The sequence below is a fragment of the Pseudomyxococcus flavus genome (assembly GCF_050038885.1).
Classification (GTDB): Bacteria; Myxococcota; Myxococcia; order Myxococcales; family Myxococcaceae; genus Myxococcus; species Myxococcus flavus.
Genome location: NZ_CP143624.1, coordinates 2,645,719 through 2,661,629, shown reverse-complemented (window position 1 = coordinate 2,661,629; position 15,911 = coordinate 2,645,719). Strand labels below are relative to the sequence as shown.

At 72.3% G+C, this 15,911-nt stretch carries 16 protein-coding genes; 6 read left to right on the top strand and 10 right to left on the bottom strand.

Annotated features, from left to right (window positions below; all coding sequences use genetic code 11):
* Window positions 1-63: 63 nt before the first annotated feature.
* The 4 genes from VZL07_RS11245 to VZL07_RS11230 form a co-directional block, all read right to left on the bottom strand.
* Complete coding sequence (locus VZL07_RS11245) at window positions 64-198, bottom strand: hypothetical protein (RefSeq protein WP_426755501.1); 135 nt, start codon at window positions 196-198, stop codon at window positions 64-66.
* Between the two features lie 45 nt (window positions 199-243).
* Window positions 244-423 (bottom strand): hypothetical protein, encoded by a 180-nt coding sequence (locus VZL07_RS11240; protein WP_426755500.1) that lies wholly within the window; start codon window positions 421-423, stop codon window positions 244-246.
* Between the two features lie 32 nt (window positions 424-455).
* Window positions 456-1,526 carry a hypothetical protein gene (locus VZL07_RS11235; RefSeq protein ID WP_426755499.1) on the bottom strand — a complete coding sequence of 357 codons (1,071 nt, stop codon included), beginning with the start codon at window positions 1,524-1,526 and terminating at the stop codon, window positions 456-458.
* 191 nt (window positions 1,527-1,717) lie between these two features.
* Window positions 1,718-3,460 (bottom strand): GTPase, encoded by a 1,743-nt coding sequence (locus tag VZL07_RS11230; RefSeq protein ID WP_426755498.1) that lies wholly within the window; start codon window positions 3,458-3,460, stop codon window positions 1,718-1,720.
* A 107-nt stretch (window positions 3,461-3,567) separates the two neighbouring features.
* Here VZL07_RS11230 and VZL07_RS11225 point away from each other — a divergent pair, with 107 nt between their 5' ends.
* A complete protein-coding gene (locus VZL07_RS11225) occupies window positions 3,568-4,923 on the top strand; it encodes a thioredoxin family protein (protein WP_426755497.1) in 1,356 nt (451 codons plus the stop codon).
* Here the strand turns inward: VZL07_RS11225 and VZL07_RS11220 are convergent.
* The 3 genes from VZL07_RS11220 to VZL07_RS11210 all read right to left on the bottom strand — a co-directional run bounded on the left by VZL07_RS11220 (window position 4,895) and on the right by VZL07_RS11210 (window position 7,867).
* Window positions 4,895-6,064, bottom strand: coding sequence for a metallophosphoesterase (locus VZL07_RS11220; RefSeq protein WP_426755496.1), 1,170 nt, complete (start codon window positions 6,062-6,064; stop codon window positions 4,895-4,897). The two genes, VZL07_RS11225 and VZL07_RS11220, sit on opposite strands and share 29 nt — an antisense overlap.
* On the bottom strand, window positions 6,061-7,188 hold the full coding sequence (locus VZL07_RS11215; RefSeq protein WP_426755495.1) for a LuxR C-terminal-related transcriptional regulator: 1,128 nt from the start codon (window positions 7,186-7,188) through the stop codon (window positions 6,061-6,063). The genes VZL07_RS11220 and VZL07_RS11215 overlap by 4 nt, the downstream gene beginning before the upstream one ends.
* A 328-nt stretch (window positions 7,189-7,516) precedes the next feature.
* On the bottom strand, window positions 7,517-7,867 hold the full coding sequence (locus VZL07_RS11210) for a hypothetical protein (RefSeq protein WP_426755494.1): 351 nt from the start codon (window positions 7,865-7,867) through the stop codon (window positions 7,517-7,519).
* A 328-nt stretch (window positions 7,868-8,195) separates the two neighbouring features.
* Here VZL07_RS11210 and VZL07_RS11205 point away from each other — a divergent pair, with 328 nt between their 5' ends.
* A complete protein-coding gene (locus tag VZL07_RS11205; protein ID WP_426755493.1) occupies window positions 8,196-8,957 on the top strand; it encodes a hypothetical protein in 762 nt (253 codons plus the stop codon).
* Window positions 8,957-12,037 (top strand): DUF4105 domain-containing protein, encoded by a 3,081-nt coding sequence (locus tag VZL07_RS11200; RefSeq protein WP_426755492.1) that lies wholly within the window; start codon window positions 8,957-8,959, stop codon window positions 12,035-12,037. Before VZL07_RS11205 ends, VZL07_RS11200 begins: the two co-directional genes overlap by 1 nt.
* On the opposite strand, the gene VZL07_RS11195 is transcribed toward VZL07_RS11200, so the two are convergent.
* Complete coding sequence (locus VZL07_RS11195) at window positions 11,976-12,503, bottom strand: hypothetical protein (protein WP_426755491.1); 528 nt, start codon at window positions 12,501-12,503, stop codon at window positions 11,976-11,978. The genes VZL07_RS11200 and VZL07_RS11195 overlap by 62 nt on opposite strands.
* A 266-nt stretch (window positions 12,504-12,769) precedes the next feature.
* Between VZL07_RS11195 and VZL07_RS11190 the strand changes: the two genes are divergently transcribed.
* A complete protein-coding gene (locus VZL07_RS11190) occupies window positions 12,770-13,249 on the top strand; it encodes a hypothetical protein (RefSeq protein WP_426755490.1) in 480 nt (159 codons plus the stop codon).
* Between the two features lie 22 nt (window positions 13,250-13,271).
* Here VZL07_RS11190 and VZL07_RS11185 read toward each other — a convergent pair whose 3' ends face one another.
* Window positions 13,272-13,946 carry a dienelactone hydrolase family protein gene (locus VZL07_RS11185; protein ID WP_426755489.1) on the bottom strand — a complete coding sequence of 225 codons (675 nt, stop codon included), beginning with the start codon at window positions 13,944-13,946 and terminating at the stop codon, window positions 13,272-13,274.
* A 105-nt stretch (window positions 13,947-14,051) separates the two neighbouring features.
* On the opposite strand from VZL07_RS11185, the gene VZL07_RS11180 reads away from it, so the two are divergent.
* Window positions 14,052-14,555, top strand: a complete 504-nt coding sequence (locus tag VZL07_RS11180; RefSeq protein WP_426755488.1) for a GreA/GreB family elongation factor — start codon at window positions 14,052-14,054, stop codon at window positions 14,553-14,555.
* A gap of 7 nt (window positions 14,556-14,562) precedes the next feature.
* Here the strand turns inward: VZL07_RS11180 and VZL07_RS11175 are convergent, their stop codons facing one another.
* Window positions 14,563-15,279 (bottom strand): class I SAM-dependent methyltransferase, encoded by a 717-nt coding sequence (locus tag VZL07_RS11175; protein ID WP_426755487.1) that lies wholly within the window; start codon window positions 15,277-15,279, stop codon window positions 14,563-14,565.
* A gap of 124 nt (window positions 15,280-15,403) precedes the next feature.
* Here VZL07_RS11175 and VZL07_RS11170 point away from each other — a divergent pair, with 124 nt between their 5' ends.
* Window positions 15,404-15,841: a hypothetical protein gene (locus VZL07_RS11170; protein WP_426755486.1), complete on the top strand. Its 438-nt coding sequence runs from the start codon at window positions 15,404-15,406 to the stop codon at window positions 15,839-15,841.
* Window positions 15,842-15,911: the final 70 nt, after the last annotated feature.

The window sequence follows — 15,911 nt, the reverse complement described above, 5'->3', positions numbered from 1 at the left end:
CCTCCCTGTGACGTCCTACGTTGGCCCTCCAATGCCGCGAATGAAATCAGAAGAACGAGGAAATCACGCGCCGATGTCGGTGCCTGCCTTCAACCGCCGTGGCACACCTACCGGGGTGGTCAGCATCGCGATGCGCTCCGACGCGACGCGCTCGGCGGAGAAGTGCTCCCGGACGAACCGGGTTCCGGAAAGGCCCATGGCCTCGCGCCGGCGGGGGGCAGGTCGCACAAGGTGACCAACGCGTCACGCCATGTTGCGAGAGAATGGCCACGGCATCCATGGCGGCATGGAGCGGCCGCAAATCTCGCGCCCAGCCTCGGAGGGCTTGAGCTCGCTATCGAGGTGCCGGAACAACGCCACGCGCGTGCCCGTCAGCCGGGGCAGGGCGAGCAGCAGCCCCTCCTCATGGCCAAGGCTGTCCACCAGCCAGTCCGCCCGTGTGCGCCGGACGGCGCTCAGGCCCGCCTGCAGCTCACGTCCCCATCCTGGGAGCGGATGAACGCGGCGGTGAGCTCGGTGCCCAGGGCCGCGCACAGCACGTCGTACGTGCGCCGGCGCGCGCCTCCGACAACGGAGGGGTGGCTGGCCAACGTCTCGGGGTGCCGCACGAAGATGTTGTAGCCGACGATGCAGCCATCCGCGCGGAGCACGGTGATGCCATCGGTGGCCATCATGCCCCGCAGCAGCTGCGCGGCGGCGCGCACGGCGGTGCCGGCGCTGTCCGTCGGGTCCGCGTGGTAGCGCTCCAGCAGCGCCACGATGTCCAGGGGCCGGGGAAGGATGATGCCATCCACGAACAGCGACGAGCCCGCACGCTCCCGTGGCAGCACCGCCACGAGCGCTCCATGCGAGCCCTGCATCACCTCGAAGAGCACGCGGCGGAAGAACCCCCGCGCGCGCTCCCGGCTGGAGGTGGCGACTCCGTCCGTGAGGGCATCCGCCAGCTCGGCCATCACCTCGGGCGGAGAGGCTGAGTCCACCCTCGCGCCGGACAGGTACACGTGGCGGCACAGCCCGCCCCCCGAGCGCAGCTCCAGGATGTTGTCCGCGAGCTGGAGCACGCCGATGACACCCGTGTCGGTGTCCTTCACGCGGCGCAGGCGTTCCAGCGGAGTCTCCGCCAGGGGGAAGGGGTCCGTCCGGAAGACGCCGTAGGCGAAGCCCTCCGGGACGCGCAGCAGGTAGAGCGCCCACCAGCGCCCCTGGCCCAGCGGCGCGCACTGCTTGAGCGCGCGCTGGATGGTGGCGCGCGAGCGGGGACCGATACCAATGGCAATCGGGTCATGCCCGCCCAGCTGCTCGAGCATCCGCCCCAGGTCGTCCCCCACGAAGGCCATGGGAAAGAGCGCGGCGCCCTCCTCGCGGTAGCGGGACAGGGTGACGATGAGCTCGCCAATGGCGTCCGCCGTCAGCTCGCAGGACATTCGAGCTTCGTCCAGGAACGTGCTGACGGCGTCGGTCAGCAGGTGGCGGAAGGAAAGGACGGGCGGTGGCGAGCCCGGGTCGGCTGGGTCCGAGCCGTTCATGAGACACCCAGCATGGCGTATTGCCGCCGGGCACGCACGGATGGAGTTGCCGCGGCCACCAGGGCCTGTCTCCTCACCGAGGTGTCACGAGCCCATGACAGCGGGGCCGCCGGCGCGACGAGGCCGGCCCGAGCCCCGTCCGGTGATGCAGGGTGTCAGCGGCGCTGGGTGCGGCCGGGACATACGGCCCGTCAGACCAGCTCCGCGCGGGCCTCATCCAGCTGGGCCGCCGTGCGGGTCCAGTCGCCTGCCAGCCCGTCGAGCTGCTTCAGCACGTCGGAGAAGTACCGTTCCTCCAGGGCCTTCGCCAGGGTGGCGCCATGGGCATCCGCCCACTTCCGGGTGACGCGGGCCCGGACCTGGGCGCCCAGCAGGTCCACGAAGCGCTCCATCAGCGGCGTGGACAGCAAGGTGCCGGCCCAGACCACCGCGTCATGGCCGAGGCCGCCGGTGGCCACCGTCACCACCGCCGCCGCGCCGGACGGCACGGAGTACACCAGCGTCGTCAGGGCCTGGAGTATCTCCTCGCGCATGCCGCCCTGGAGCTCCGCGGCCACCAGCTCCCGGCAGTACGCGTACAGCGTGGCCCGGTCCGCCGCGTGTGCATGCAAGGGCTCGAAGCCCAGGGGCTCCTCCAGCTTCGTCAGCGTCACGGGGCCGAAGGCCTCCTCCAGCTTCGCCCGCGTCTGCGCGTCGGCGCGCCAGGTGGCCACCTCGGGCGCGAAGGCGTCCACCAGGCGGCGGACGCCGTCCTTCAGCGACTCGTCCACCGCGTGGGTCGGCGTGTCGGTGCCCGGCGCCTCGGGCGCGGTGAACGACTCGCGCACCTTGCGCGTGACGAAGGTGAGCGCCGTGGCCAGCCCCCGGAAGGGCAGGCGCACCCACTTGTGGAAGTGGCTGCGTGCGTCCAGCTCGTCGCGGAAGGCGTCGATGAGCACGTCCGCGGGGACGGCCTTCAGCGCCGCGTGGGCCCCGATGACGCTCAGCTCGTGCCGCAGGCGCTTGCGGAGCCGGTCGGGCTCCTGGGCCGCGTGGGACGCCGCGCGAGACACGGCCTCCATCTCCGCGCGCGCGTCGGCGAGCGACGCCTCCAGCGCCCGCGCCTTCAGCTCGCGCGCGTGCTCGGCCTGTCCCAGCAGCGCGCCCAGGGCGGGCTTCCCATCCAGGGGCTCCGTGGCCAGCGGCTCGAGCCCCGCCTCCACGTCGGGCTGGTGCGGCGCCAGGTAGCGCGCGAGGGCGGGGTGGCCCACGTCCGCGGCGAGCTTGTCCAGGTGCCCGCGGGCCACCTCCTCGCGCGTGGCCTCGTTGTAGACGAGCAGGTACGGCCGCCCGTGTCCCACCGCGGCGCGCAGGAAGTCCACCAGCGCGGCGTTCTGGTACGTCTGCCGGCTCACCACGAAGACGAGCACGTCCACGGTGACGAGCAGCGCCTCGGCGCGCTCCCGGTTGTCGCGGTACACGCTGTCGAAGTCCGGCGTGTCCATGACGAGCAGCCCGCGAGGCACCGCGTCCGACAGCACCAGGTACAACCGCCCCGGGGGCCCCGGCTGGTCCACCGGCGCCACGTCTCCGGAGGCCACCGGCACCGTGTCATAGCGCCGCGTCAGGTAGTCCTTCAGCGGGCCGCTCCACGAATCGGGGTGGGCCGCCGCCAGGCACTGCTTGGTGAGGCCGCCCTCGGGGCGTGCGGGGGACAGCGCCGCGCCCACCAGCGCGTTGAAGAGCGTGGACTTGCCCACGTTGTTGGGGCCGGCGATGGCCACCAGCAGCAGGGGCGCGTCGGCCGAGCCCAGGCGGGGCAGCAGGTCCCGTCGCAGGCGCTCGGCCAGACGGCGGGCGAGCTCGGCGTCCGCGGCGTCCGGGAAGCGCTCGGGGGCGGGCAGGGCGTCCAGGGCGGACGCGAGGCAGGTGCGCAGGGTGTACGGGTCTCTCATCACCAGAAGTCCATGCACCTCAGCACGCGGGGGCCTCCATGCCCAGGCACTTGTCCCTCCAGGTGTCCGCCGGGGACAGAGCCGGAGGAGCGCGGTAGGGTGTTCCCATGCGCCTCTTCGCCGCCTGCCTGCTCCTGTCGGGGCTCGTCGCCTGCACCGCCGCGAACACGAATACCCCCGCGGGGGACACCGCTCACGCCGGGGCCCCGCTGCCCTTCATCCAGGATGACTACGCCCGCGCGCTCGCCGAGGCGAAGGCGAAGGGCCTCCCCCTCTTCGTCGACGTCTGGGCGCCCTGGTGTCACACGTGCCGCTCGATGAAGGCCTACGTGCTGTCGGACGCCTCGCTGGCCCGGCACGCGGACCGCTTCGTGTGGCTGGAGGTGAACACCGACCTGACGTCGAACGCGGCGTTCCAGGAGAAGTACCCGGTGGAGTTCTGGCCCACGCTGTACGTCATCGACCCGCGCCAGGAGAAGGCCCTGCTGCGCTTCGCCGGCAGCGCCACGGTGGCGCAGCTGGAGAAGCTCTTCGAGGACGGCGAGCGCGCGTACAAGGGCGGCATCACCGGCGCCGAGGCCCTGCTGGCGCGCGGCGACGCGCTCTACGCGGAGGGCCGCTCGGACGAGGCGGCCGAGACGCTCGCGGAGGCCCTGGCCGAGGCGCCCGCGGACTGGTCCCGCCGGGGCCGCGCGGTGGAGTCGCTGCTGACGGCGATGTACGGCGCGAAGCAGCACGAGGCGTGCGCGCGCAAGGCGCTGGAGGAGCTCCCGAAGACGCCGCGCTCGCTGTCCTGGGCCAACGGCGCCCTGCTGGGCATGTACTGCGTGCTGTCGCTGCCGGAGGACCACGCCGCGGGCGCGGAGCTGCGCGGCGGCCTGGAGGCGAAGGTGGCGGAGGCCCTGGCGCCTCCGGCCATCGACATGTCGGCGGATGACCGCTCCGGCCTGTACGAGGTGTGGGTGCAGGCCCGCGAGGCGGCGAAGGACACCGCGGGCGTGAAGGCCCTGGCCGCGGAGTGGCTGACGTTCCTGGAGGCGGAGGCGGCGAAGGCGCCCCATCCCCAGGCGCGCACGGTGTTCGACTCGCACCGCATGCTCGCGGCGATGAAGCTGGAGACGCCGGGGCGGGCGATTCCCGCCATCGAGCAGAGCGAGAAGGACCTGCCCCAGGACTACAACCCGCCCGCGCGGCTGGCGACGCTGTACCGGCTGGAGGGGCGGCTCGATGACGCGCTCGCCGCCAGTGACCGCGCGCTGGAGCGCGTCCAGGGCGCGCGGCGTCTGTCGGTGCTGTCGGGCCGCGCGGACATCTTCGTCGCGCGCAAGGACACCGCGTCCGCGGTGAAGACGCTGGAGGAGGCCATCGCCTTCGCGAAGACGCTGCCCGCCTCCCAGGTGTCGCCGCGCATGGTGGCCGGGCTGGAGAAGAAGCTCAGCGGTCTCCAGGCCTCGGCGCGGTAGCCGCCGCGCGGGTGTCCAGGTCGAACAGCTCGTAGTCCGGGGCCTGGCACTCGCGCATGGCGCCGTCGGTGAACACCAGCATCGCGGCGCCGGGTGCTGGCGGAGGCGGCGCGCCGTGGGCGTAGTCCACGCGCGTTCCATCCGTGACGAGGTGCCGCAGGACGCCGTCTCGGGCGCCGGTGGGCGGCAGTCCCAGCATCGCGCGGCTCCGCTTGTCACGCGTGTGGCCCACCACCTGCGTCAGGCCGGGGGGCAGTCGCCTCGGGTCGAAGCGGCGGCGAGGCGTGCCGCGCACCCGCTCGGCGTCCTCGGGCAGCAGGCTGGGGCGCTGGTAGAAGATGCCCGTGCCCTCGCCATGAGCCGCGTCACCCGGGTGGTGCAGCCCCGGAATGACGAGCGGGCCTCGAGTCCATCCCGCCACCGCGGCATCGAGGGCCGCGTTCAGCGCCGCCGCCACCCGGTCTGCGTCCGCGCGGTGGGCGGGAGCCAGGCCCGTCACATCCAGGTCCTCCTGCGTGACGCCCGCATGCAGCACCAGCAGGTCGGGGGCCGCGGCATGGGCCACGCGGAAGCGCTTCACCCGCAGCAGGTGCTCCACCCAGGTGCGCTGCACCTCGCGGAAGTTGCCGAAGTCGCGCGCCACCAGCTCCGCGGAAGGGACCTGCGGCCAGCGCGCGAGGAACGCCTGCTCCGCGGCTTCGTCCGTCGCCCCGCCCTGGTAGATGCGGTCCGCGTCGGCCTGGGCCTCGGCGAAGCGCGCGTCCGTGAAGCCGGCCAGCTCGCCCACGCGCCCCAGGTCATGGTTGCCCAGCAGCATCACCGCCTGGTTCGCCGGGTGGGCGGCCAGCCACGCCACCAGCGCCAGTCCACTGGCGGCGACGGGCTCACGCTCGGGCGGCTTGCCCCAGTCGAAGTGGTCTCCCACCGAGATGAGCTGCACGTCGGCGCAAAGCCAGCCGTCGTCGGCCAGCAACCCGTGATGCGCCAGGATGGCCAGGACCTGGTCCAGGTCAGCCTGCGGGTCCCCGATGACGAGCCGCCGCCGCCAGACAGGGCCCGCCGCCGGAACGGAGCGCGGTGCGCCCGCCGCGGCCTCGGCGGCGCGAGCGAGCGCGGCCTGGATGGGTGAAGCCTGGCTCACGAGCTCTGGAAGAAGCGGGCGATGAGCGCCGAGCGACTCTCCACCTGCGCCTTGCTCAGGAGGTGCGTGACGTGGACCTCCACGGTGCGCTCGGCGCAGCCCAGCCGTCCCGCGATGGACTTGTTCGTCTCGCCCTGGATGATGTGGGTCAGCACCTCGGACTCGCGCGCCGTGAGCGACCAGCGGGCCGACAGCGCCTGCACGCGCGCGGCGGCGCTGGAGGCGGTGCCGGTGTCGATGGCCAGGTAGTGGGGCGGCAGGCCGGTGGTGACCAGCGGCGTCATGGTGAGCGGTCCGGAGCAGGGGATGCCCTGGGCGCCGCGGCGCAAGGACTCCATCAGCTCCGGGTCATGCCGCTCCAGCCGGGCGCGCCCGGCGTTGTTGGCGTGCACCACGCGGCCGCTGGAGCTGACCACCCAGGCGGCGCGCCCGAGCGCCTCCATCGCGACCGCCAGGGCCGTGGACAGCAGGCCGGATTCGCGCAGCCGCGTCTCCATGGTCAGCCGCCGCTGCAGCGCCGGTGTCAGGGCCTGGAGCAGCCGCTGCTCGCGCTCGGTGAAGGGCTCGGCGCGGGCTAGCCCCACCCAGCCCAGGAGCACGGGGCCGTCGCAGACGAGCGTGCGAAGCCATTGCATGTGCTCCAGGCCGAGCTGCCGGAACATCGCGCCAGCGCGGGCGCTGATGCGCTCGCGGGTGCTCTCCAGCGAGTCCTCGCTCATGCCCAGCCGCCGGCTCACCTCGGCGGCCGACAGGTCATGGAGGGGCATCTGGCGTGGCGTCTCGGTCTCCAGCAACGAGCGGAAATGCAGCGCGCGGTTGCGCTGGGCGGGCTCCGGCCGTGCGGGGTTGAACCAGCCCCAAGGTTCGCTCCAGGCAGACACCTGGGTCTCAATGGCCGACTGCACCGTCGCGGCAGGGAATGGGAAGCCCGCGCAATAGGAGTAGCTCGCGTGGTAGCGCTCCGGGCCCACGTCCACTCCGTAGGCCACGGCGCGCTCGGCCCGCAAAGCGTCTCGTAGGGCTGTCAGCACCTGGGGCAAGGACTCCGCCCCGGGCTCGGCCTCCACGAGCAACGCCTCCAGGTCCATCAGCAGGCCCTGCTCCTCGGAATTCAAACGAATCACGGTCAGTGAAGTATACGCCTGTTAGGGATTGCGCCCAGTCCTCGTCCACCTTTCACCGATGTCTAGAACGTTCAGAATTTTCCTCACCAGGGCTTCTCACCTTTCCATGAAAGGTGGGTTTTTGATGACCCGGGGGTTTCCTCAATAGCAGGAGAGGGGGGAGAGGCGGAACACTCTCACCCTGGCCCCCGGGGGGGAGGGCCGCCGCGGTGAACTGTGAGCGCGCGCCGGGCGCTCGGTTTCGGGTGCCCGGTGCGCCGCTCCTTTCGACACACCGGACGCCCGTCCCAACCCACGAGGATGGTTGCCATTGTGGAGCGACCTGACCTCATGGGGCATGCAGGAAGCGCGGCAGCCGATGGGCAGGCACCACCCTGCGGATGAAGTGAAGCATTCCCAGCGCGAGATAGGCCAACCCCAACGCCAGCGCCGCCCAGCCAAGCCAGGCACTGACGCCTCCCGTGCCCAGGGCCACCAGGGCCCAGATGGAGAGCGCGGTGCCCACGCCCCAGGGCATGGCGGTGCGCAGATGCGGGCCGCTGAAGGCGCCGCCCAGTGCGCAGAGCGCGATGGCCAGGACGCCAAAGCCGAACCATTCCGGCTCCTGGACGGGAAAGATGGCTGCAAGTGATAGCAGTACAGTTGCGAGTCCGAGTATCGCGAGCCCCAGGGTCGTCATGACCGCACTCCGTGTGGACGTTCGCTGGAAAGGTGCTCACCGGGCGCGTAGCGCGTAACGCACCGACGGTTCATGGGCTTCGCGGTATGCCGCATGGTGTCGTGCTCAAAGGCGCGGAATCGCGCCATCCTTCGACCCGGCACGCCGCTGGCTAGGCTGCCGACTGGATGGCCCCCCGTGCGACGGCCGGCCCACGTGGAGAGCGGATGGACACCCCGGGATGCATTCGATGAAGACGAAGAGCTCCGCGAAGCGAGCGCTGTGCATGGCAGTGGTGATGACGGTTTCGGGATGCAGGACGCCCGGAGGAGTTCTGGGGTCTGATGGCATGAGCGCCTCGGAGGCGTCGTCCGAAGGTTCCGAATCGGGAGCATCCTCGGAAGGCTCCGATTCGGGGGCGTCCTCGGACGGCTCCGGGGAGTCGAGCCAGTCGGAGTCGAGCGGCTCCAGTGAGGAAGGTTCGAGCCAGTCGGAGTCGAGCGGCTCCAGTGAGGAAGGTTCGAGCAACGCCGAGTCGACCGAAAACGCCGCCAGCGAGGAGACGTCCCACAGCTCCGAGGAGGGCGGGAGCAGTGAGGGCTCCAGCGGAACGGAGCAAGCGGAAGGGGAGGCCTCGCGTTCGCGCAGCGAGAACAGCAGCAAATCCGGCAACAACGACGTGGCGTCGGCGGTGACGGTGGCGGTGCTGGTGGTGGGGCTCGGCGTGGTCATCTGGCAGGCATACGCCGCGGCGGAGCGGCGCCGGGGCGTGTCACCTCGTGAGGCGGGCCGGGCGGCCCAGGTGTACCTCCGAGCACGCACCCACCAGCTTCGTGAGGACCTCGCCCTGGGGGCTGGACCGACGGTGGAGGACCTGGCGGCGGCGGCGCGCATCCGCCGGGAACACCTGGGCATCTTCGGGCGGGTGCTGCGCGCGAACCGGAAGGAGCTGCTCGCGCTGGCGGAGTCGAGCACGCTCACGCCGGAGCGGGCGCTCGCCTGGCTGGAGCGCGTGGGCGAGCTGGCGCGGGCCGACCCGCGTCTGGAGGAGGACCGTCGCACGTTCCTGGCGGCACCGCCCCCGGAGGGCACTGCAGCGGTGGCGCATTGATGCGCTGGCTGGGGCTGCTGAGCCTCGCTCTCACGCTGGGCATGGAGGCTGCTGCGCTGCCTGACCTGGAGCGCAGCCACGCGCGGGTCGATGTCGCGGCGTTGGCTGGACGCGGCGTGGCCGTGGAGGCAACGACGCCGCCTGACCTGGAGCGCAGCCAGGCGCGGTCCGATGTCGCGGCGTCGGCTGGAGGCGGCGTGGCCGGCGTGGTCGAGGAGGCGCCGGCTGGCAGTGCAGGGGGCCCGTCGTCTCGCACGTCCACGCCTCAGGATGGCGATCCGGCCAATCCGGAGCGAGACACGGCTCCGCATACCCATGCTGCGCCCGTTGCGTCCCTGCCCACCCCGGACATCGCCTTGTACGCACGCCCCCTCCCCGAGCGCGTGCAGGCACTCGCGGAGTCCGGCGTGGTGCTGCGCGGCGCCGCCGCGGCCGATGCGCGCCTCGTCACGGAAGTCGAGGCGGGCCTGGGCGCGCTGCCACCAGCGATGCGCCGTCCACCCGGCGGCCCGTTGGAGCTGGTGCTCCACACCGAGAGCGCGCCCCTGGGCCTCGGTGATGGTTCCCCCGCGCGCCCGGACTGGACGGAGGGCCGTGCGCGCTTCCACCTCTATCGTTACGCACCGTCGGACGAGCGCCGGGCCACGCTGCGCCTGTCCCGACTGACGGACGATGAGTCAGAGCGCCTGTGGCGCCGCCGCGCGGTGGTGCACGCGGTGATGCAGCGGTGGGATGACGCGCGCGGCTGGAGCGGCACCCAGGACTGGCGCAGGCTGTCGGGCTGGCTGAAGCCCTTCGAGCGCCCGCTGGTGTGGAAGGAGGAGGTCCGCATCAACTACGCGGGCGCCTTCAGCCGTGCCATGGGGCAGCGAAGTGCCTCGCTGGACCTCGTCACCTTCGCGGAGGAGTACCTGGTCCCCGTGGAGTCCCTGCGCGCGGACGCGCTGCCCGTGGACGACCAGGTGCGCTGCCAGGAGTTCTCCAAGGCCCGCGCGCTCACGGCGTTGGTGGCCGCGTCCGGTCTGGGCACTTTGCCGCCACGTGGCGACTGTCCCGCCTTCGACGCGTGGGCGGAGCGGGACGCCCTCTCGCACTTCGAGGTGCTCCTGGTGGCCTCCACGGGCCGCCAACCGGAGTCCCTCTTCGGGCACCTGCTGCTGCGTCCGGTGTGGCGCGAGGGCGACGTGCCACGCGGCCCCACCTTCGAGCGGGTGGTGCAGCTGGTGGCGCTGACGGGACTCGAGTCCAAGGGCCTGCTCTACGTGGTGAAGGGCATGACGGGGGCCTACGACACCGTGTTCCTCACGGGGACGATGGGCGACCTGGCCCATGAAGCGCTGGAGCTGGAGCAGCGCTCCATCCGCCGCTTCCGGCTGCGGCTCAACCCCGGCGAAGAAGCTCGGATGCTGGAGCGCGTGTGGGAGCTCGAGCGCCGCGGCTACATGGGCTACTACTTCTTCACGGACAACTGCGCGAGCGCGCTCCTCTTCCTGCTCAATGGCACCCTGGAAGGAGGCCGGCAGGTGCGTCCTCCAGGGATGCTCTGGGTGTTGCCCACCGCCACGCTGGACAGGCTGGCCCGGGTGGAGGTGGAAGGGCCCGGGGGCGAAGCCGTGCCCCTGCTGGAGCACATCCCGGACGCCTTCGAGTCCACGGGAGACCGCGCGGTGCGCGCGCACGCGGCGCGGCAGGAGGCCCTGGAGGCACTGGCCGGCCACGTCGGCGCGAACGCGCTCGCGCGGCTGCGGGACGTGCACGCCCGGTTGCAGTCGCCGGAGCCGCAGACGCGCCAGCGGGCCTACGACGACCTGCCTGACGTGGTGACGGCGCTGCTGCACTCGGCGCCCACGATCTCGCGAGACACGGTCCGCCAGTATCTGCACGCCTACGTGGCGCATGCGGTGCGGGTGGAGCGTGCGGCGGTGGACCGGGCGGAAGGGGAGCGCCTGCGAATCGAGCGCGAGCGGCTGCTCGCGGTGAAGGTGCCCATGACGGGCTCGGCGAAGGCCGGCACGCGCGAGCGCCAGCGCATCTTCGAGTCCGAGGATGCCCTCCAGCGGCGGCTCGCGGTGCTGGACCGCGCCACGATGCTGAAGGACGCGCTGGCCTCCGCGCCCCGGCGCCCGCCCACGCCGGAGGAGCTGCGGACGCTCGTGTGGGCCCAGCGTACCGAGGCCGCCTTCACGCGGGCCACGGAGGTGCAGGGCGCGCTCAACGAGGGGCCGCTGGCGGACGTGGACCCGGTGGCCTTCCTGGGCGAGGACCGCCGCCGCAAGGTGGCCGCGGAGGCCGCGTGGGCCGAAGGGGCGCTGCGGGACTCCGGGGCGGGGCGCCTGGTGCTGACCATGGGGGTGGACTTCCCCGAAGTGGGAGACGCCAGACCCCTGGTCGGCCTGCGCACCGCGGGGCTCGCGGAGGCACTGGGCGACGCGCGGCTTCACGGCTTCAGGCCGAGCAGCGAGCTGAGGGTGCTCGATGGCGAGCTGCTGCTGGCGCCTCGCTGGGGTGTGCCGAAGGTGGTGGCGTCGGAGTTCACGCTGGTGGGCTACCGCACCCTGCTGCGGGAGCTTCCACAGTTCCGGGACTCCGCCTGGGACTCGCTGGGCTGGGGGGCGGAGGCGCGCGTGGCCTCGAGCGACGCGCGCGTGTTGCCCTACCGGGCGTCCGTCCAGGCGGAGGCGCTGGTGGTGCTGGATGAGAACGCGCGCTTCTCCCGCTACACCGCCGTGGGGCTGGGGGGCCTGGCCCTGGTGCATTGGAACCGGGACATGCTCACGCCGGCCGCGGGGCCGCGCCTCTCCGTGGCCCACCGCACGGGGCTCCCTGGCTCGGGAGCCAATGCCGTGCGCCTGGAGGCGGCCTATGCGCCCACGTGGCGCGTGGGAGATTCACACCTCACCCACGAAGCGGGCGCCACGCTCCAGGTGGAGGTGTGGCTGGGGCGCGCGGGGCCATTCGGCATCCTGCTCACGCCGCGCGCCCAGGTCCGCTGGGAAGGGTGGGTGGCACCCGCTTCCTCTACGGCGTGGCTGGACGGCTCGGCGGAGCGGCGTCTGGCCCTCGGACTCGAGGTGCGCTGACAGGGGTGGGCTCGCCAAGGACGCGCGTGTGCCAGAACGGGTGGCTGATGGCGCCCGTGGCCGCGCCGATGAAGAGGCCGATGACGTAGAGGGCCGTGTACCCCCAGAAGCCCAGGCCCCAGAAGAGGTGCGACTGGGTGGCCGAGCCGATGAAGAGCAAGAAGGCGATGAACGTGGGCACCGCCACGGCGGAGAGGGCGGCTGCGGCGAACGCGCGTTTCGGTTCCCGGGCGTGGAAGCCGCCGAAGGTGCCCGCCAGCAGCCCGTTGAACATGGGCACGAAGGCGAGGACCAGGCTGGTGATGGCCATCACCAGCGTGCTCACGATGAGGCGGTTGTGGACGGGGTTGATGCGGTCCGGCTTGAAGGTCAGGCCTGCTGGAATCTCCCTGCGGACGTACTCGTAGCGCAGCTTGGGGCCGGCGAGGGCCTTCTGCGGGTCCTGCGTCAGGATGTGTTCGGACATGTCTGGATACCTCCCACGAGGGCAAGTCAACGGGTGCCTGATGGTCATGACTTTGTGACGCCAGCGGGTGTGCGGAAGGGCCGCCGGGCGCACCGGGGGGCGGGCCACCTGTCGGGCCCTGGATTTCCCCGCCCGGAATACTCGCGGAGTCCCTGGATACCGGCGTGGGACGCCCCGAAGATGCGCCCCGGACTTGGCGGCTGGTGGGCTCCGGCTATGCTGCCGCGCCCGGCTGCACCCCCATCCCTGCCCGTACGGAATCTTCCATGAGCTTTCGCCGCAAACTGCTGACCGTCGTCCTCGCCACCTCTTCCCTGCTGGCCGCCTGTGTGCAGCAGCGCCCGTTCTACCGTGACGTCGTGCAGCCCGCGGGCTCGTCGGTCGCCGCAGGCTCCCCGGTGGAGCTGGTGGTGCTGGACGCGGAGACGAACCAGCCCGTGAAGGGCGCCCGGGTCCTCTGGGGCGAGGACTACCGGTGGCGCGAGTCCTACGTGACGGGCGACGACGGCCGGGTGGCCTTCGCGGTGACGCCGGAGCTGCTGAAGGAGAACCCGCTGGTGGAGGTCGTGCTGCCCGCCGGCGTGCGCGGCTACCGCCTGCAGTTGGTGCCGGCGGGCGAGGCCGCCGCGTCCGAGATGGCGCCCGAGGCTTCGGAGGCGCCCGCTGCCCCCGAGGCCCCCGCCGCGCCCGAGACGCCGGCGACGGAGGCCCCGGCCCAGGCGCCGGAGACCTCGACCGGCAACTGAGCCGGCGCCGTCCGCGCGAGGCTCAGCCGAGCTTCGCGTGGAGGAAGTCGATGGTGCGCTGCCACGCCTTCGAGGCGTTGTCCGGCGAGTACACCTCCGGGCGCGTGTCGTTGAAGAAGGCGTGCTGGGCGTCGTAGCGGTGAATCTCCACCGGGACGCCGCCCGCCTTCATCTTCTTCTCCAGCGCATCCACCCGGTCCGGCGAGCACCACTCGTCGTTCTGGGCGTAGTGGCCGAGCACCGGCGCGCGGATGCGCGACACGTCCGCGGCCTGCTCCGGCGGGATGCCGTAGAAGGGCACGGCGGCGTCGAGCCCCGGGTCGTTCGCGGCGCCCAGCAGCGTGAGCGCGCCACCCATGCAGAAGCCCATGATGGCCACCTTCGTGCCGGGCTTGCGCGCGCGCAGCGCCTCGACGGCGGCGCGCAGGTCCGCCGCGGCCTTGCCCCAGTCCATGGCCTTCAGCATCGCGTTGGCCTCGGTGGCGTCCTTCGTCACGCGGCCGTCATAGAGGTCCACCGCGAAGACGGTGAAGCCCTCTCGCGCCAGCCGGTCCGCGACGTCGCGCGTGTGCGCGTTGAGGCCCCAGTACTCGTGGATGAGCACCACCGCCCCGGGCGCATCGCCCTTGGGGGCTTCGCTCAGATAACCCGCCAGTGCCTGACCCTGCGTGCCGATGAGCTGCGTCTGTCCTGTCATGGCTTCACCCTTGCGAGGAAATGGAAGGGGGCGCAGCTTAACGGCGGACTCCGCGGACGCGCACACGAACCCGCCGCCGTGCCCGCTTGGAGACAGAGGACCGGCATGTCGAAGGCATTCACCAAGGAGGACGCGGGAGACGAGGGCGTGCTGCCCGTCCGTCCGCGCGCGTTCTCGGGCGAGAAGCGCTACATCACCCCCGAGGGCTACCGGGCGCTCCAGGAGGAGCTGGCGGCGACGCAGGGGCCGGACCCCCTGGCGGGCGGGCTCTCGGAGCTGGAGGTGGGCGTGCGCCGCAAGGAGCGTGAGCGGCGCGCGCAGGAGCTCGCCGCGGTGCTGGAGGAGGTGCGCGTGGTGGCGCCCGAGGCCTCGCAGGCGGGGCGTGTCTTCTTCGGCGCCTGGGTGGAGCTGGAGGACGAGGACGGCGGCCAGGTGCGCTACCGCATCGTCGGGCCGGACGAGTCGGACGTGAAGGCGGGACGGCTGAGCGTGGAGTCGCCGCTGGCCCGGGCCCTGCTGGGAAAGGAAGTGGGCGAGTCCGTGGTGGTGGAGCGCCCGCGCGGCACCGTGGAGTACACGGTGACGTCGGTGGATTACGCGGCGCGGTGACGCGCGCTCAGCGCCGGGTGGCGATGACGGTGCTCAACGCGGAGAAGGGCTCGGGCATGAGCCCGTCACGCACCTCGACGTGGAAGCCCTCCGCTTCGAGCAGCGCGCGGGCGCGGGGCACCAGGAACGTCAGGTAGTACATGACGAAGGGCGGCTTCCACAGCGCGTTGCGCACGCGCATGGCCGCGTTGAAGCCCTTGGCCACCCAGTAGCCCGGGTGGAGCTTCGACGGCGCGTGCGCGGTGACGAAGACGAAGCGGCCCCCGGGGCGCAGCGCCCGGGCGATGCCGCGCACCAGCCGGGGCTCGTCCTCCTCGAGGATGTGGCCGAAGGCGCCGAAGCTGGTGACGACGTCGAACGCCGCGTCGAAGGGGAGCGCCAGGGCGTCGCCCTGGATGAACTCCAGGGCCGCGGTGCCGGGCGCGTCCGCGAGCCGCTGCCGGGCCTCGTCGAGCATGCCCTGGCTGAGGTCGAAGCCCACCACGCGCTCTCTCGCGAGCGGCCGGAGCAGGCGCATCGCCGCGCCCGTGCCGCAGCACAAATCGAGCGCGCTCCCGATGGAGCCCGGGGCGCCCACCTGCGCGATGGCGGCCTTCAGCACCGGGTCCGGCGTGCGGAAGGGCGTGTACTCGAACTTGGGCGCGAGCAGGTCGTAGCCGTGCTCGACGGAGGAGAGGGCCTGCGTGGCCAGCTCCAGGAGGGTGGGGCCCTTGCAGTGGAACATGGTGTCCCCGGGTGTATCGCACCCACACCGGCCCCTCCCTCGGAAATGCGCCGGGTATCGGCCATTGAATGTTCCGGCGGGTGCCCCGTCAGAAGGTTCAAGCAGGACGACGGAGGAGGACGACATGGCGCTCAAGACGGGTATCGCGGTGCTGGCTTTCGGAATGCTGTTCCTCGGCTCCACGGCCGCGCACGCGAAGGACGACCACGAGAAGTCGCGGTTCTCCCAGCAGCACCGGCATGACGGCCGCGGTGGCAACTTCGGTGTCCACGTCGACGTCGGCTTCCGCCGCCACCCGGGGCCGGCGCCGCTGCCGCCGCCCCACGCCCGGGGCCGCTACGAGCTGCAGACGGTGAACCGCTGGGTGGAGGGCCGCTACGAGCGCGTGTGGGTCCCCGAGGTCTGCCGCGAGCGCAACAACCGCCGCGCGCGGGTGACCCGGTGCACGGGAGGCTTCTACGAGCAACGCTGGGTGCCGGCCCGCTACGAGCCGGTCCAGGAGTGGGTCTGGGTGCCCTTCTCGCCGGGCCGCTATCACGTCGCCAGCGCCGGCCGCCGGTAACGCTTCGACTTAGAGGGGGACCGCGCCGTGGGGCGCGCCGGGCTACGGGGGTAACCCGGTGCGCTCCGCG

Excerpts from the sequence above, each read along its gene's own strand:
- VZL07_RS11235 (WP_426755499.1), bottom strand. The coding sequence starts at position 1,526 with ATGAACGGCTCGGACCCAGCCGACCCGGGCTCGCCACCGCCCGTCCTT.
- VZL07_RS11185 (WP_426755489.1), bottom strand. The coding sequence starts at position 13,946 with ATGACAGGACAGACGCAGCTCATCGGCACGCAGGGTCAGGCACTGGCG.
- VZL07_RS11195 (WP_426755491.1), bottom strand. The coding sequence starts at position 12,503 with ATGTCCGAACACATCCTGACGCAGGACCCGCAGAAGGCCCTCGCCGGC.
- VZL07_RS11170 (WP_426755486.1), top strand. The coding sequence starts at position 15,404 with ATGGCGCTCAAGACGGGTATCGCGGTGCTGGCTTTCGGAATGCTGTTC.
- VZL07_RS11230 (WP_426755498.1), bottom strand. The coding sequence starts at position 3,460 with ATGAGAGACCCGTACACCCTGCGCACCTGCCTCGCGTCCGCCCTGGAC.
- VZL07_RS11225 (WP_426755497.1), top strand. The coding sequence starts at position 3,568 with ATGCGCCTCTTCGCCGCCTGCCTGCTCCTGTCGGGGCTCGTCGCCTGC.
- VZL07_RS11200 (WP_426755492.1), top strand. The coding sequence starts at position 8,957 with ATGCGCTGGCTGGGGCTGCTGAGCCTCGCTCTCACGCTGGGCATGGAG.
- VZL07_RS11205 (WP_426755493.1), top strand. The coding sequence starts at position 8,196 with ATGAGCGCCTCGGAGGCGTCGTCCGAAGGTTCCGAATCGGGAGCATCC.
- VZL07_RS11245 (WP_426755501.1), bottom strand. The coding sequence starts at position 198 with ATGGGCCTTTCCGGAACCCGGTTCGTCCGGGAGCACTTCTCCGCCGAG.
- VZL07_RS11190 (WP_426755490.1), top strand. The coding sequence starts at position 12,770 with ATGAGCTTTCGCCGCAAACTGCTGACCGTCGTCCTCGCCACCTCTTCC.
- VZL07_RS11210 (WP_426755494.1), bottom strand. The coding sequence starts at position 7,867 with ATGACGACCCTGGGGCTCGCGATACTCGGACTCGCAACTGTACTGCTA.
- VZL07_RS11175 (WP_426755487.1), bottom strand. The coding sequence starts at position 15,279 with ATGTTCCACTGCAAGGGCCCCACCCTCCTGGAGCTGGCCACGCAGGCC.
- VZL07_RS11180 (WP_426755488.1), top strand. The coding sequence starts at position 14,052 with ATGTCGAAGGCATTCACCAAGGAGGACGCGGGAGACGAGGGCGTGCTG.